The 15,695-nt window shown below is 72.4% G+C and carries 14 protein-coding genes; 8 read left to right on the top strand and 6 right to left on the bottom strand.

The window, feature by feature from the left end; genetic code table 11:
- Nucleotides 1–33 precede the first annotated feature (33 nt).
- Nucleotides 34–519, bottom strand: a complete 486-nt coding sequence (locus tag BN6_RS18375) for a DUF6328 family protein (protein WP_041317254.1) — start codon at nucleotides 517–519, stop codon at nucleotides 34–36.
- Nucleotides 520–1,019: 500 nt separating this feature from the next.
- On the opposite strand from BN6_RS18375, the gene BN6_RS43880 reads away from it, so the two are divergent.
- Entirely contained in the window at nucleotides 1,020–1,343 is a 324-nt protein-coding gene (locus BN6_RS43880) for an SRPBCC family protein (RefSeq protein WP_197540285.1), read from the top strand.
- 72 nt (nucleotides 1,344–1,415) lie between these two features.
- Here BN6_RS43880 and BN6_RS18365 read toward each other — a convergent pair whose 3' ends face one another.
- The 3 genes from BN6_RS18365 to BN6_RS18355 all read right to left on the bottom strand — a co-directional run bounded on the left by BN6_RS18365 (nucleotide 1,416) and on the right by BN6_RS18355 (nucleotide 4,792).
- On the bottom strand, nucleotides 1,416–2,933 hold the full coding sequence (locus BN6_RS18365; RefSeq protein ID WP_015101197.1) for an alpha/beta hydrolase: 1,518 nt from the start codon (nucleotides 2,931–2,933) through the stop codon (nucleotides 1,416–1,418).
- Between the two features lie 55 nt (nucleotides 2,934–2,988).
- On the bottom strand, nucleotides 2,989–3,705 hold the full coding sequence (locus BN6_RS18360) for a MerR family transcriptional regulator (RefSeq protein ID WP_015101196.1): 717 nt from the start codon (nucleotides 3,703–3,705) through the stop codon (nucleotides 2,989–2,991).
- Between the two features lie 196 nt (nucleotides 3,706–3,901).
- A complete protein-coding gene (locus BN6_RS18355) occupies nucleotides 3,902–4,792 on the bottom strand; it encodes a LysR family transcriptional regulator (protein ID WP_015101195.1) in 891 nt (296 codons plus the stop codon).
- A gap of 129 nt (nucleotides 4,793–4,921) precedes the next feature.
- On the opposite strand from BN6_RS18355, the gene BN6_RS18350 reads away from it, so the two are divergent.
- On the top strand, nucleotides 4,922–5,926 hold the full coding sequence (locus BN6_RS18350; RefSeq protein ID WP_015101194.1) for an NADP-dependent oxidoreductase: 1,005 nt from the start codon (nucleotides 4,922–4,924) through the stop codon (nucleotides 5,924–5,926).
- 76 nt (nucleotides 5,927–6,002) lie between these two features.
- On the opposite strand, the gene BN6_RS46770 is transcribed toward BN6_RS18350, so the two are convergent.
- Together BN6_RS46770 and BN6_RS18345 are read right to left on the bottom strand one after the other, a co-directional pair.
- Entirely contained in the window at nucleotides 6,003–6,170 is a 168-nt protein-coding gene (locus tag BN6_RS46770) for a hypothetical protein (RefSeq protein WP_015101193.1), read from the bottom strand.
- 136 nt (nucleotides 6,171–6,306) lie between these two features.
- Nucleotides 6,307–7,611, bottom strand: coding sequence for a glycoside hydrolase family 18 protein (locus BN6_RS18345; RefSeq protein WP_015101192.1), 1,305 nt, complete (start codon nucleotides 7,609–7,611; stop codon nucleotides 6,307–6,309).
- A 167-nt stretch (nucleotides 7,612–7,778) separates the two neighbouring features.
- On the opposite strand from BN6_RS18345, the gene BN6_RS18340 reads away from it, so the two are divergent.
- The 6 genes from BN6_RS18340 (at nucleotide 7,779) to BN6_RS18315 (ending at nucleotide 15,677) form a co-directional block, all read left to right on the top strand.
- Entirely contained in the window at nucleotides 7,779–9,014 is a 1,236-nt protein-coding gene (locus BN6_RS18340; protein ID WP_015101191.1) for an alpha/beta hydrolase family protein, read from the top strand.
- A 195-nt stretch (nucleotides 9,015–9,209) separates the two neighbouring features.
- A complete protein-coding gene (locus BN6_RS18335; RefSeq protein ID WP_015101190.1) occupies nucleotides 9,210–11,408 on the top strand; it encodes a hypothetical protein in 2,199 nt (732 codons plus the stop codon).
- Nucleotides 11,405–12,646 (top strand): hypothetical protein, encoded by a 1,242-nt coding sequence (locus tag BN6_RS18330; RefSeq protein ID WP_015101189.1) that lies wholly within the window; start codon nucleotides 11,405–11,407, stop codon nucleotides 12,644–12,646. The genes BN6_RS18335 and BN6_RS18330 overlap by 4 nt, the downstream gene beginning before the upstream one ends.
- Nucleotides 12,643–13,542 (top strand): hypothetical protein, encoded by a 900-nt coding sequence (locus BN6_RS46765; protein WP_158509406.1) that lies wholly within the window; start codon nucleotides 12,643–12,645, stop codon nucleotides 13,540–13,542. Before BN6_RS18330 ends, BN6_RS46765 begins: the two co-directional genes overlap by 4 nt.
- Nucleotides 13,539–13,910 carry a hypothetical protein gene (locus BN6_RS18320; RefSeq protein ID WP_015101187.1) on the top strand — a complete coding sequence of 124 codons (372 nt, stop codon included), beginning with the start codon at nucleotides 13,539–13,541 and terminating at the stop codon, nucleotides 13,908–13,910. Before BN6_RS46765 ends, BN6_RS18320 begins: the two co-directional genes overlap by 4 nt.
- Before the next feature lie 165 nt (nucleotides 13,911–14,075).
- Nucleotides 14,076–15,677, top strand: coding sequence for an alpha/beta hydrolase (locus tag BN6_RS18315; RefSeq protein WP_015101186.1), 1,602 nt, complete (start codon nucleotides 14,076–14,078; stop codon nucleotides 15,675–15,677).
- Nucleotides 15,678–15,695 lie beyond the last annotated feature (18 nt).

Below are 15,695 nucleotides of genomic sequence, written 5' to 3'. Positions count from 1 at the left end.
GGCGCGCCCACGCCGGCACCGGCGGCCCGGCCGTCAAGCCGGACCGTCGTCGGAGTCGACGGTGTCCACGCCGCGTTCCCGCCACGGCAGCAGGAACCACAGCGAGGCGAAGAACACCGCGGCGACCGCACCGAGCACGATCGCCGCCCACCCGCCCACCACGACCTCGCCCAGCAACAGGATCGTTCCGGTCATCGCGACCGCCAGGCACGCCAGGCCACCGATGGCGAACCGGTTCGCCACGTCGATGATGTCCTCGCGCCGCCCCTTCCGGAACAGGATCCGGTGCCACGCGGCGGGCGCGGTCAACAACGCGACGGCCCCGGCCGAGAACAGGATCGTGATCATGTGCGTGACGCGGACGTAGGAGTCCGCCGCCGCGTACCGGTCGGTGAAGGCGATGGACAGCAGGAACCCGAACAGGATCTGCACACCCGCCTGCGCCACCCGCAACTCTTGCAGCAGCTCGTTGAAGTTGCGGGCCAGCCGGCGCTGGTCCGACTGCTCGGATTCGCTCACCTGCGACGAGTACCCCATCACCCGGCCTGGTGAACCCGATCGGCCGCACCCGAACGCCACGAAGTCGGCGAGGTCCGGCTGCCGAAGACCGGCTCTCATCCGGAGATGTGCTGAGTCAGCACATCGAGAGCTTGTCGGCTCGGCGGTAGCAGGTCACCGCGCAGGCCGGCTGGGCGGACGCCGTGAAGTGGGCGGCCTTGCGTTTCGTAGCGGCGCGCCAGTCGCCGGAAGAGGCCGGCCGACGCGTCCTGTGACTGGGGCGACGACGTCGACCACGGTCTCCGGCAGCAGGTGGTCGTTGCGGTTGGACGCCGAGACCACCACGGTCGGCGGAATGCCGCCACGGTCGCTCATCGCGTGGATCTTCGAGCCGGGCTTGCCCCCGTCCACCGGACTCGGGCCGCTCAGGCCAAGGTGTCGACCCCAACGCCAAGGCCCGCTACCGCGCCGAGACCCTCATCGAGGCGCCGCTGCGCACCGTCTGGGACCTGCACACCGACGTGGAGGACCGGCCCTCCTGGCAGCACCCCGCCGCCCCGATGACCGTCGAGCGGCTGGACCCGGGCCCGCTGCGCCAGCACTCGCGGTTCCGCGCGACCATCCGGCTCCCGTCCGCCCCTCCCGCTCCGCCCGGCACGGTCGTGATCACCTCCACCGTCCGGCGGCTCCAGCACGGCCGGTGCGTCCGCTGGGGCAGCCCCGCCGACGGCCCCGGCTACCCCGTCGGGCCCCAGGCCGACGAGAACTCCGACCTGGGGCTGGAGACCTGGCTGAAGGACCTCAAGACGACCGCCGAAGCCGACCCGTGCGACCGAGAGCGGTGAACCAGCGGCGGTGAACCAGCGGCGCGGCGTTCTCCTTGATGTACAAGAAGAACGCCGCGCCGGAGGCTGTGGCTACCCGATCGCCGGAACCTCACCACGAGCCGGGGCCGAGGGCTCGGCGGCGCACTTCAGGTCGTGCGCGGGACGTTGCCCGCCGAGCAGGAACCCGGTCACCTTGTCGTCGGCACACCTGTTCGCACCGAAGACGTACAGCCCGTGCCCACCCTGGTCGGCGGTCACCATCACCGCCCGATCCCCGAAGGCACGACGCGTCGACCGCGCGCCCACCAGCGGCGTGGCGGGGTCGCGCTCGTTCTGCGCCATGAGCACGTTGCGCGGTCCCCGGTCGGAGATCCGCACCGGCTGGTCGACGGGGTCCGGCCAGAAGGCGCACGGCTGGATGTTCGCCCCGGCCGCCCCGAACATCGGGTGGCGGACGCGGTCGACGGCGACGTTGCGCTCGTAGGTCGCCACCGACGTCGGCCAGCGGGAGTCGGCGCAGATCACGGCGAAGCGCCCGGAGACCAGGCTTTCGATGCGCGGGGGGACGGGCGGGTTGTCCGGCGGCAGCGGCGTGTCGGTGTCCAACGCCTTCCAGACGGCGGCGAGCTTGCCGAACGGTGCGTCGCCGCTGCCGTAGAGGCCGCCGAACGTGAGCAGGCGGAACAACGGGCCCGTCACGCCTTGCACGGGCGCTGTGTCGAGGCGTGCGGCGAGGTCGAAGTACTTCGCGCGCACCTGCTCGGGCGTGCCGCCCAGGCCGAACCCGGGGTGCGCCGCCGCCCAGTTCGCGAAGTCCGGGAACGTGTCCTCCACGCCCCGGCCGTAGAGGCGGTTGGCGTCGACGTCCCAGCCGCCCGCGCCGAGGTTGCTGTCGATCACGACGCGGTCGGTGGTGCGCGGGAACAGCGTGGTGTAGACCGAACCCAGGTACGTGCCGTACGAGTAGCCCAGGAACGACGCCTTGCGCTCCCCCAGCGCGGCACGGATGCGGTCCAGGTCGCGCGCGATGTTCGCGGTCGTGTTGTGCGGCAACATGTACGCGGTCGACGACGTGGCGCACTGCCGCGCGATCTTCTTCGTCTCGTCGGCCCGCTTGCGCACGTCGGCGGGTGTCACCGCGTACGGCGGGACGTTGCCCGCGTACTGCTGCTCCTCGGTCAGGTCGCACGTCACGGGTGTGCTGTAGCCGAGGCCACGCGGGTCGACGCCGATCACGTCGTACGCGTCCTGCACGCTCTGCGGCAGACCGGCGGCCTTCAGCACCGCCGGGAACGTCAGGCCCTCGCTCGGCCCACCGGGGTTGGTCAGCAGGATGCCCCGGCGCTTCTGCGGGTTCTTGCTGGCCAAACGCGAGATCATCACCTCGATCTTGCGGCCTTCGGGCTTCTTGTAGTCCAGCGGCACGGACAGCGTCCCGCACTCCAGACCCTCGGCGGCGACGTCCGCCGGGCACGCGACCCACCTCACGTCCGGTGCGGCAGGTGTGGCAGGTGCGGCAGGTGCGGCAGGTGCGGCCGATGACACGCCGGGCGCCACCAACGACGCCGCGGCGGCCAGGACCGCCACTAAGGACAGTGCTTTTCGCATTTGCAAATACCTCCCCGACGGCACGCTCCGACGGCGTGCCGAAATCTGTGGGTCGTCAGTCGTTCATGCGGATCAGGACGTCGATCTGAGCCTTGTTGTAGAGCTCGGCGACGACCTTGCCGATGGTCTGGAGCGCGAACGCCTCGCCGCGCGGCGCACCGGCGTACATGCCGGCGGCGTCCGGGAACATCGCGCGCATCTCCCGCACGTGCGGGAGTGCGCCCAGGCGTTCGGCGAGGCGTTGACGGGTCTGCTCGTCCGCGTCGACGGGCAGGGTGTCGAACTCGACCACCACCGGGTCCTTCGAGTAGCGCCGCACCGCGTCGGCGTACGCGGCCAGCGCCGCCGGCGTGGCGAGCTGGGCCAGCACGACGGTGAACGCGCGGTCCTGCGGCGACATGTCCGCTTCCACGACCAGCTGGGCCAGGTCGGGCGGCAGGTCGGTCGGCGTCTCCCGGCTCAGGATCACGCCGAGTTCGGCGCGCACCCGCTGGAGGCGTTCGATCGTCGCGGCCAGCTCGGCGTCCAGCCGGCGCAGCGCCTCGCCGGGGTGCTCGTCCGCGTCGCCCAGGTCGGCGATCTGCGCGAGCGACAGCCCCAGCCCGGTCAGGCGCTTGATCCGCAGCACGCGGACCAGGTGGGGCACGCCGTAGCTCTTGTAGCCGTTGGCCCGGCGTTCGGGCTCGGCGAGCAGACCCACCTCGTGGTAGTGCCGGATCGCGCGCAGGGTCGTGCCGGCGAGGTCCGCGAGCTGACTGGTGCTCCACCCCACGACGTGACCCCCGGCCCTCGAACGTCCCCGACGCGGTCGCGCCGACACGTCAAGTGGAAACCATGCCGCTACGGCACGGTCAAGCCCGTGGGAAACTTTCCGACAAAGGTCTGATCCCGATGTCCACCTTCGTCTACCGCGGCAGCGCGGATGGTCGTCGGCGCGCCACGAGAACCGGACGTGCCGCGTTGTGCGGTCAGGCCATCGCGTGCGGCTTCGCCGTGGCGCGCAGTTCGGCGACCAGCCGCCGGACCGCCAGGGACTGGGCCGTGGCGTGGGTGGCCACGTAGACGATCCGGCGGGTCGGGGCGTTCTCGCCGAGAGAGGTGACGGTGACGCCCGGCGGCGTGGCCAGGAGGCTGAGCTTCGGCAGGATGGCCATGCCGATGCCCTGCGCCACCATCGACAGGACGACACCGTCGTCGGCCACGTCGAGGGTCGCCTTCGGCAGCCACTCCTGCCGGGCCCACCACGCCCGCGTGTAGGAGGAGCAGTTCTCGGCCCAGTCGATCAGCGGGAGGTCGCGCGGCTCCCGCCGCCCGGCCGGGTGCACCAGCACGTACGGCTCCCGCAGCAGCTCGCCCGCGACGAGCCCGGCCGGTGCCGGCGAGTCCTCGGCGAGCGTGGCGATGGCGACGTCCGCCCGGCCGTCGGCGACCTCGCCCGCGGTGCCCCTGCCGAGTTCCGGCACGATCAGCACCCTCGGGCTCAGCTCGGGGTTTCCCGCCGCGAGCCGGTCGAGCGCGGCCGGCAGCAGGTGCGCGGCGGCGCTGCGGAAGGCCGCGATGCGCAGCGGACCGGTCAACGTCCCGGCGGCCGCACCGCGCGCCTCGGTGACCAGCAGGTCGAGCTGGCGCAGGATCTGACGCGCGTGCACGCGGACGCGGTCCCCGGCCTTCGTCGCCCGCGCACCGGTCCGGCCGCGCTCGAACAGGACAGCCCCGATCTTGCGCTCGCAGACCCGCACGGCGTGCGACACCGCGGACTGGGTCAGCCCGCGGTCGGCGGCCGCCGCGGTGAAACTGCCCGTGCGCTCGACGGCGAGCAGCAGCCGCAGCTCGCCGGGACTCAGATCGGTGGTGCTCACCCGCTCAGGCTAACGCCGTTCCATGAAGTCCATTCATGGAAACCGGAGGTCCATCGACGCGGCGACCTGCCCGACCGCCCACCTCCCCGCCTACGGTCCCCACCAGCCCGTTCCCGCGAAGGAGAGCCCGTGACCCGCAGTGCCACCGCCGTCCGCCAGGTGCGTCGCCCCCGGGGCGAGCCACGCCCGGAGGACTTCACGTTCGTCACCGAGCCGTTGGCCGGCCCCGACGACGGACAGGTGCTCGTCGAGAACATCTACCTGTCGGTCGACCCGTACATGCGGGAACTGATGGACTTCGGCGGCTGGGAGAAGGGCCTCGGCCTCGAAGGCCGCACCCTGGGGCGCGTGATCGAGTCCAAGGCGCCGGCCCTGCCCGTGGGGACCGTCGTCCTGCACCGGCACGGCTGGTGCACGCACGCCGTGCTCACCGAGGCGGACGCGCGGCCGATCACCCCGGCGGACGGCGTCCCGCTCAGCGCCTACCTCGGCATCCTCGGCGGGACCGGCCTGACCGCGTACGTCGGCCTGACCCGCGTCGCCCGCTTGCAGCCCGGCGAAGACCTGTTCATCTCGGCGGCGGCCGGTGCCGTCGGCAGCGCGACCGGGCGGATCGCCCGACTGCTGCGCGCGGGCCGGATCGTCGGCAGCGCGGGTTCGGCGGCCAAGGTCCGGCACCTGACCACGCACCTGGGCTACGACGCCGCGTTCGACTACCACGACGGCCCGGTCCGGACGTCCCTGGCGAAGGCGGCCCCGGACGGCGTCGACGTCTGCTTCGACAACGTCGGCGGCGACCACCTGGCGGCGGCCATCGACGCGCTGCGCGACCACGGCAGGATCGCCTGGTGCGGTGCCGTCGCCCAGTACAACACCCTCGACACTCCCCCGGCCGCGCCGCACAACCTCTTCGACATCGTCGGCAAGAGCCTCCGCCTGGAGGGCTTCCTGGTCCGCGACCACCCCGACGCCCGCGAGGAGTTCGAACACTTCCTGGTCCCGCACGTGCAGAACGGCACGGTCACCACCGACGAGACGGTGACCGACGGCTTCCACACCATCGTCGACGCGTTCCTCGGCATGCTCCGAGGCGAGAACACCGGCAAGATGCTCGTCCGAGCCACGCCGGAGTAGCCCGGTCCAGCGCGTGCCGGGCGTGGATCGGGCCGTGCTGCGGCTGGGCCCCAGGGCCGTGGACCGGCCCCGACGGTCAGGCGGTGAGGAACAGGGCGGTCGAGGTGAGCAGGACGAGCACGGTGGTCACGATCAGCGCCTTGCGGCGCTTGGCCTCGCCTTCGTCCCCCACGTCCGACATCCCGTAGCGGATGACCACGACCAGCTGGACCACGAGCAGGATGACACCGATGAAGATCAGCACAGAAGCTTGAACGCGCTCGGTGTCACGCCGGTTCCGCCCGGCGACGACATCCTCGCCGCCACGACGGACCGCAGGCCCGGTGCGTGACGGTCACGGGGCGGGCCGATGAGGGCCCGCCCCGTGCACGCGGTTGCGTCTAACGTCGGCGCAGGCCGGCGTCCAGGGCCTTGGTCAGCTCACCTTGCGGGGTGTCGCCGTCCAGCGCCCAGATCATCGCGCCGCCGAGCTTGCGGTCGCGGATGAACTTGCCCTTGCGCTTCAGCTCGGTCGGGTCGTCGTAGTTCCAGAACGTGGTGCCGTCGAACAGGTAGGCGTGACCGGCCTTGTCGTCGCGGTAGAGCTTGAACTTCCCGCCGGCCAGCAGGGGCTTGAGCGTGCGGTAGTCCTCGTAGCCCGCTTCGTAGCTGCCCGGTGCCGGGCCCGTCGACTGCTGGAACAGGCCGTTGTTCTGGTTCGGCAGACCGGTCCAGCCGCGACCGAAGTACGGCACGCCGAGCGTGATCTTGTGGCGGGGCGCACCGCGCTCCAGGTAGGCGTCCACGACGATCTCGCCGCTGTCCTTGGGCGTGGTCGGGTCGCCTTCGGGAACGCGCAGCGCGGACTGCTGGTTGGAGGTCCTCTCCCACGCGCCGTGGTAGTCGTAGCCCTGCACGGTGGCGAAGGTCAGCAGCTTGTAGACCTCGGCCATCTCGTAGCCGCGGTCCATCGCCTCGCGGTTGGCGGGCAGGAACGCCGTGAGGTCGTAGACCCTGCGGTCCTTGGCACCCTGCTTGTTGAGCTGCGTGCGGTACTCGCGCAGCAGCTTGGTGAAGTTCTGCTTGTCCTCGGGGCGCACGACGTTGCCGACGTTGCCCTCGGTGGACGGCCACTCCCAGTCCAGGTCGATGCCGTCGAACACGCCCTTGGCCGCACCGGCGGGCGCGCCCGGCAGGTTGCCCTTGAGCCACAGGTCGATGCACGACTTCACGTGCGCCGCGCGCGACTGCGGGGTGAGCGCGGCGTTGGAGAAGTACGCCGACCCGATCCACCCGCCGAGCGAGATGTAGACCCGCAGCCGGGGGAACTTCTGCTTGAGCTGCTTGAGCTGGTTCAGGTTGCCCGCCAGCGCCTGGCCGGGCTTGTCCGCCTTGCCGCTGACGGACTCCTCGGCCGAGTACAGCCGCTGGTAGTCGGCGCGCGGGTCGGAGCTGACGCAGCCGCCCTGCTCGTCGAGGAGGCCGAAGGCGTAGTTGAGGTGGGTCAGCTTGGCGGCGCTGCCGTTCTCGACCAGGTAGCGGGCCGGGATGCCGCGGTCGGCCTGGCTCCACTGCGTGTAGTACCCGACCGTGCGGACGGCGTTGCCGCCGCGGTGGTCGTGAGCCTGGGCCGCCGGCACGGCGACCGACAACCCCGTCAACAGGGCACCCGCTACGACGGCGGCACCCCACCTCTTCCTCGACATGGTCCTCCTCGCACTCACAGCCAGCATGGTTCAGACCACGCTAGGTCAAGGTCTAGACCACTGCTACGGCCGGACGGCCCAACCGGGACCGCCGGTGGCAGGTCTCAGCGCCCTCTCAAGGTCGGTGCCGCATCCTCGCCCTGTTCGGTTCTGCGAAGGGGGAAACCATGCGGGGAACCACACGGCGGATGCTCGTCGTGGTCGCGCTGACCGCCGGCGCGGTCACGTCGACGGCGTGGCAGGCCGGTGCCGGTGCCGGTGCCGGGCAGGTCGGGGTGGAGTGGGCGAAGGTGGCGATCGGGTTGCCCGCGCCGACCGGGCCCCATCCGGTCGGCCACGCCACGGCGCACCTGGTCGACCGGAGCCGGCCCGATCCGTGGGTCGCCGATCGCCCGTACCGGGAGGTGATGGTGAGCCTGTGGTACCCGGCGCGGCGGGCCGAGCACCGGCCGCGCGCGCCGTACCGAACGGCCGCCGAAGCAGCGCACGCCGACCGGCGCCTGCCGGAGATCGGGCTGCCGAGCGGCGCGCTCGACTGGACCGGCCCGACGCACGCCCGGGAAGGCGCGCCCGTCGACCGGCGCGGTGGCCGGTACCCGGTGGTGCTGTACTCGTCGGGCCACCTGGCGTCGCGGACGTTGGGCACCGGGGTGGCCGAGGACCTGGCGAGCCGGGGGTACGTGGTGGTGGCCGTCGACCACACCCACGAGGCGGCCGAGGTGGAGTTCCCGGGCGGACGGGTCGAGGTCGGGTCGGTGCCGGTCCCGACCGGCTTGGACGACCCGTGGTTCGTCGAGTTCCACCGCCGGACGATGGACGCCCGTGTGAAGGACCTGCGGTTCGTGCTCGACAGGCTGGCGACGTTGCCTGCGGTGTCCGGCGCGCTCGACCTGACCAGAGTCGGCATGTTCGGCGTGTCGGCCGGCGGGGCGACCGCGATCGAGCTCATGTACCACGACCGCCGCGTGCGCGCGGGGGCCGATCTCGACAGCGGGCTGTCCTACGACCCGTACGGCGAGGTGCTGCCGCCGGTGGCCGTGGAGGGCCTGGACCGCCCGGTGTTGTTGATGGGCAGCGAGCAGAGCGGCCTGAGCCACCGGACCGACCCGTCGCTGGCCTCGTTCTGGCGCAACCAGCGCGGCTGGAAGCTCGACCTGCTGCTGCGCGGCTCGAACCACCCGTCGTTCAGCGACCGCCAGGTGTTCGTGCCGCGGCTGGGCGCGGCGGGCCTGCTCACCCCCGAGCAGGTCAGCCGCCACGTGGGCACGATCGACCCGGCCCGTTCCGTCGAGGCGCAGCGCACGTACCTGGCCGCGTTCTTCGACCGCTTCCTGCGCGGCCGAGCCGAGCACCTGCTCGACGGCCCGTCACCCCGCTACCCGGAGGTGGAATTCCGGCGCTGACAGCGGTTCCCCCACGGGGGACAGCCGAAGAACGGACAGATCGCCCGGCCGGATCCGCAAAACTGCGCCTGGCCGGTGCGGTTCGTCCAGCACAATCGCCGCGTGTAACGCCCCGGCGCACCGGTTCGAACTCACGACCGTCAGGCCCGGACGCGTTCGTCGGGCACCGCGCCCGATCCGGAGCGGGGAGTGTCCATGGGCGAGTTGGCGACCGGCATCGAAGAGGTGCTGCGCCGCAGGCGCGAGCGGTTACCCGAGGTGCGCGCGGAGGCGGCGCGGTGGCGGGTGATCGCCGAATCGGTCGGTTCCCTGCACGACATCGGCGACGACGACGCGCGCAGCCGGTTCGCGGGCCTGGCGACCCGGGTCGGGGAAGCGCTGGACGCCCTGTCGGCGGTGGAGTCCCGGCTGGCCCGCGAGAACCTGTGCGTCGGGGTCAGCGGCCGCGCCCGGGTCGGCAAGAGCACCCTGCTCCAGTCGATCTCCGGGCTGTCCGACGAGCAGATCCCCACCGGCCCGGACGTCCCCGTCACCGCGGTCCGCAGCCGGATCGTCCACTCGACGGCCCGGCGCGCCGTGCTCACCACGCACACCGCCGACTCGTTCCTCGCCGAGGTCATCGCGCCCTACCACGCGGAACTCGGCATCGCCGGAGCCCCGCGAACCCTCGCCGAGTTCCGCGAACGGCACTACCCGGTCCCGTCCGAGGACGACGTCGAACGGCACAGCGCCGTCGGCTTGTACGAGCGCCTGCGCCGCATGCAGGCGACGCTCGACTCCTACGCCGGCCTGCTCGACGGGCAGGACCTGGTCGTGGACGTCGACCGGCTGCGCCCGTACGTCGCCTACCCGACCAACGACGAGGAGAAAGCCGGTGTGGTCGACCGCCGCTACCTCGCCGTCCGGGAAGCGGTCATCGAGTGCACGTTCCCGCAGGAGGAGGTCCACCGGCTGACCCTGGTGGACCTGCCCGGTCTGGGCGAACTCGCCGCGGGCGCGGAGGAGAGCCACGTCGCGGGCCTGCGCCACGGCATCGACGTCGTGCTGCTGGTGACCGCCGCCAGCCGGGACAGCTCCTACTTCGGCAAGGCCGACCAGCGCACCCTGAAGCTCCTCGACGTGGCCCGCGGCGATGTGCGCAGCCCCAAGGACTTCGTGCGGATCGTGCTGAACACCGGTGTCGAGCGGGAACGGGTGGCGGTCCTGCGCGACCGGATCCTCGCCGACGTGAACGCCGGTGTCGACGGCCAGTACTTCACCTTGGTAGAAGCCGACCTGAAGGACCGCGAGGACGTCGAGCGCTCGATCCTCCTGCCGCTGCTGTCCGACCTCGTGACGACGCTGGGCGCCATGGACGACGAGGTCGTCGCCGCCGCGATGCGGCGCGCCGCCGGCACCGCCGAACTGGTCGACCTCGAACTGCCAGCGCTGGTCGAGGCCACCGGCGACCTCGCCACCGTCGAGCACGAAGCGGTCGAGCTGGTCGGCAGCGAGGCCCGCGCGCTGCGGCAACGGGTGTCGTTCGCCCTGCGGCGACTGGTGTCGCGGTTGCAGCTCCAAGCCCGGGACACCGGTGACAACGACGCCTACCTCGACTCCGTGACCGCGGTCTTCACCGAGATCCGGGAGTGGATCGGGGACGGATTCGGGCTGGGCGCGGAGAAGTGGCGCGAACGGGCGTTGCTGGAGATCGGCGCGGCCCGCAACACCAGCCCCTTCGTGGCCGAGGAGATGAGCCGCCTCCGGGTCGAGATCAGCAAGCGGTTCAGCCGGATCGACGCCTACTTCGCCACCCTGCTGCACCAGACGTGGGACAGCGTCGCCGAGGCGTTCACCGGCGTCCTCGGGCCGCTGCTCGGCGCGGCCCGGGGCGAGGACGCGTTGCGGCTGCTGGCGAAGGTCTTCGAGGACGCCTCCTGCCGCACGCTGCGCGACGCGGTCGCCGACCTGCTGGAGACCCGGCTGGACTACCGGACGCAGCTGCACCCCCGGGTGCGCGCCGCGCTGGACGGCTTCAACCTGGAGGGCATCGACCCGCTCACCGGGGAACCGATGGCGCAGCTCGTGGTCACCTCCGACGAGGCCGGGCTGGACCGGCTGGAGTCGCGGCTGGCCGAGCTGACCGAGCAGGCCGCCTACGAGACGATGCTGGCGCTCCAGCGCGACGCGGTGGTGCCGTCGCTGGTCGTGCACGCGGCCGTCGAGCAGTTCGAGGACGAGCTGATCCGCTCGGGCCGCTCCGAGCCCGAGTTCGCCCGGCTGGCCCGCACCTACCGGCACCGGCTGTGGTCCGACGAGCTCGACCGGCTGGAGACCGAGCGCCGGCGGGCCGCGCGCGTGGCGCTGCTCGCCGAGCAGATCGCCGGGGCACTGGCCGACCGGAGGACCGCGTGACCGGCAACCAGCTGCTGTTCGAGATCGGCCTGCTCGGCCCGTCCCGGGTCGGCAAGACGTCGTTGATCAGCTCGATCTTCCGGGACGGCCAGCGCCTGCTCGCCTCCTCCGCGGTGACGATCCGCGCCAACGACCGGCCGACCGAGGTCAAGATGGCGCAGCACGCGCGGGCGCTCGACCAGCTGCTCCAGTCCGGCCGCTTCACGCCCGGCGCGCTGGCCCCGAACCACGAGACCGTGTCGTTCGAGCTGCTGCTCGACCCCGGCGGCGACGCCGACGGCCCGTCCGACCAGGGCGTCGCGCTGCGGATGCTGGACTTCCCGGGCGGCTGGCTCGACCCGGCGAACCGGCCGCTGACCAGCGAGGGCGACTGGAAGGCGGTCGAGGAGTTCATCCTGCGCAGTTCGGTGCTGATCATCCCGGTGGACGCGACCGTCCTGGTGGAGGCGGTCACCGACCCCCAGCGCGGCGCGGTCCCACTGCTGCTGGACACCTACGACGTGGCGCAGGTCGCCCGGCAGTGGGCCCGCGGCCGCGCCGCGAACGCCGACGCGCCGGCGCTGGCGCTGTTCGTGCCGGTCAAGTGCGAGTCGTACTTCGCCGACAACGGCGGCCGGCGCGACCGGTCCGACGAGCTGTACGACCGGTTCAAGACGGTGTACCTCGACGTGCTCAACGCCATCGAGGAGGAGGCCGGCGGCGACGTCGAGGTGCTGTACACGCCGGTCGACACGCTGGGCTGCGTCGAGCGCGTGTCCGGCACCTGGGTCCCCGACGCCGACACGCACCTCCGGTTCGACGGGCGGTTCATGGTGCGCGGGCGGCCGACGTTGTCGATCGTCGGCGTCGAGGACGTGCTCATCGCGTTGTGCCGGACCCTGCTCGCCGCGCGCAAGAGCGCCGAGGAGGCCCGTGCCCGAGCGCTGGCCGTGCAGGCGCAGGACGCGGGCCGGATCGCCGAGCGGGATCGCGGCCTGGTCGGCAACACCTTCCGCACGGTGGACCGGGCGCTCGCCGGCATGTACGGCGACGAGCAGTTCCGCGGTTTCCTCGACCGCCGCCAAGCGCTGCTCCAGGGGCTCGGCCTGCGCCGGCTCGGCGAGTACACCAGGGAGTCGGGCCAGGCGAAGGCGCTCGACGCCGGCCACCGGCGGGCGTTGGAGCAGTTGCAGGCGCTCAACGAGGTGGTGGAGGACTTCGCCCGCCGCCAGTACTCGAAACGGGTGTGCACGCCGTGAGCCCGGCGGCCGGGATGCGCGTGCACGTGATGACGCGCGGCACCGGGATGCGGGAGGAGTTCGCCTTCCTCGGCGCGCAGCCCGCGCGGTTCTGGTGGCGCGGGTACCGGGACGCGACCAACTTCCAGCTGCCGTCGCTCATCGTCGAGTCCGACGACGCCGGCTGGCGGCTCTACCTCTCCCCCGTCGCCATCTCCGCCGTCGGGCCGGGCGGCACCGCGATCAGCCTCGTCGTGGTCGTGGAGGGCCCGCACGGCGAGGACGACGACCTGGCCCTGCTGCCGCGACTGGTCGCGCTCTGGTCGACCGGGCAGGACGGCCAGGTGGCGCGTGCACTGTCGACCGCCTTCCCGCCCGACGGGCGGCTGATCACCGAGTGGCGGGCCACGCCCGACGAAGCCACCCGGCGACTGGTCGAGGCCGCGTTCCGCGAGGGGCTGCGCGCCCTGCCCGCGCCCGAGGCGGTGGACGACGGGCACCGGACCGACCTGCCCAGGTGGGCGGGGCCGGCCGACGCGGCACCCAGCCGGACGGCCTTCACGCACCGCGTGCGCGAACTGCTCGACGGCGCACCGGGCCGGGCGGTGCTCGCGAACTACTGCCGCGAAGAGGACGTGCTGGACGGGCTGACCGGCTTCCCGGTGCTCGCCGACCCCGCCGACGAACCGCTCGCCCTGCTGGTGCAGCGCTCCGGCGGCGCCCTCGGGGAGCGGCCGGTCCCCCTGCCGGCACCGGCGGCCCCGGGAAAAGCCCGCCCGAGGCCACCGGTACCGGAGCCGATCCCGCCGACCGGGGAGCACGAGTCGGACGAGCGGAGCCGGCACCCGGTGGTCCTGCTGGTGCTCTGCGGCCTGATGGCGATCACGATCGTGGCGATCATCCTGCTGCTGGGGTGACGCCGTCGTTCAGCGACCAGTGGGACGTGCTGCGAGTGGAGTCCGACGGAACGACGACCGACTTCGCCTTGCGACGCCTGCCCGGTCGCACGGTCTGGCTGGTGGAGGGCCCACCGTCGCACTGGTTCACCGGCGGAGCCGTCGAGCTGGCGGACACCACGCTGTCGGCGTTCCACCACCGCTGGCTGCCGCACCACCTCAAGGAGTGGGTCGGGCTGGTGCGGATCTCGGTCCCGGGCCGCTCAAAGCTCTACGCCGCCCAGGACGTCCCGCTGTCCGAGGACGGTTTCTCGGTCGTGCTCGACCTCGGCGGCACGCGGTACCGCCTCGTCGTCGGCTGCTCGGACGACTCGGCTCCGGGGACCTGACCGGGCAGCCCGCCTCGGTGTCGCACGTCAGACCGCCCACCGAACGTGATCATCTTTTCAGTCCTGCTCACCCTTGGGAGTGGGTCCGTTGAGCCGATTGTGTCCGCTTTCCTACTCCTGAACACTTCGTTGACCCAATGGGCGGTGGGAGTTCGGAGGACAACTGTGGGATCGACATCCCGGGCGCTCGGTGGCCTGGCCGCCGTGTTCGCGCTCGTCGTGGCGACGGTGACGGTGACGCCGGCCGCCGTGGCCTCGGCCGCGCCGGAGGACGACTTCCGGCCCGCCGCCGTCGACTGGAGCCCGTGCCCGGAACTCCCCGAGGTGGAGTGCGGCACGCTGCGACTGCCGGTCGACTGGGCCGAGCCGCACGGCGCGAAGTTCGACCTCGCCCTGGCCCGGCGCAAGGCGACCGACCCGGCCAACCGCGTCGGCAGCCTGGTGATCCACCCCGGCGGTCCCGGGCCGTCCGGGGTCGAGTTCGCCTTCGCCGCGCCCTACTGGTTCAGCCCGCAGGTCCAGCAGCGGTTCGACATCGTCGGGTTCGACCCGCGCGGCGTCGGGCGCAGCGCGCCGATCACCTGCTCCACCGACCTGATCGCCCGCCGCCCGTCGACCTACCCGACGACGCAGGCCGGCTTCCAGGCGCTGGGCCGCTACAACCGCGAACTGGCCGCCGACTGCCGCAAGCGCAGCGGCCCGATCTTCGACCACTCCGACTCGAAGGCCGTGGTCGAGGACCTCGACGCGATCCGCCGGGCGCTCGGCGAGCGGAAGATCAGCTACTACGGCCTGTCCTACGGCACGCTGATCGGCCAGCAGTACGCCGAGCGGTACGGCCGCAACCTGCGCGCGATGGTCAGCGACTCGAACCTCGACCACAGCCTCGACGCGTGGAGCTTCAACGAGGGCACCGCGACCGCCGCCGAGGACTCGTTCCGCGAGTTCGTGGAGTGGTGCGACGCCAAGCCGGCCTGCGCGCTGCACGGCCAGGACGTCGGCGCGTTCTGGGACGACCTGATCGCCCGCGCCGACCGGGGCGAGATCTCCGAGCCGGGCGACCCCTCGCGGCCGGTGTCCGCGAGCCAGATCATCGACTACGCGCTGCTGTCGTTCTACGACCCGAGCTGGACCCAGCTCTCGGAGTGGCTGGTCGCCCGCGCGCGCACCGCCGCCCCTGCGGGCCGGACCGCGCCGGCGGTGTCTGGGGTGTCTGGCGTGTCGGGCGTGTCCGGGGTGTCGGGGGAAGCGACCGCCTTCCCGTTCGTCCCGGTGTTCTGCCAGGACTGGCAGATCCGGCCGCGCTCGCTGCGGGAGTACACGAGCCTGCTCCGCCGCGCCGACGACATCGCACCGCACATGTCCCGCGCGTTCCTCGGGCACCAGGTCGTGCACGGCTGCGTGGGCCTGCCCGACGCGACCAACCCGCAGCAGCGGCCGCGCCTCGACGACGCGCCGAAGATCCTGCTGCTGAACAACCTGCACGACCCGTCGACCGGCTACGGCTGGGCGAAGTCCCTGCACCGCCAGACCCGGGGCACGACCGTGCTGCTGACCTACGAGGGCTGGGGCCACGGCTCGTACATCCGCACGGACTGCGTGCGCGACGCGGCGGACCGCTACCTGATCTCGCTGCGCGCACCGGCCGACGGCACCCGCTGCGCGCCCGCCGACTCCCCCGAACTCCCCATCCCGTCGGCGGCGGCCGCGACTCCGGGCTCCCGAGCGAGCGGCGCGCACCCGTGGTGGAAGGGGTTCACGCGGTAGCCGTGACCGAGGAGGGCC

Source organism: Saccharothrix espanaensis DSM 44229 (assembly GCF_000328705.1).
Classification (GTDB): domain Bacteria; phylum Actinomycetota; class Actinomycetes; order Mycobacteriales; family Pseudonocardiaceae; genus Actinosynnema; species Actinosynnema espanaense.
The sequence above is the reverse complement of the archived record's forward strand: the minus strand, read 5'-3'. Positions and strand labels throughout refer to the sequence as shown.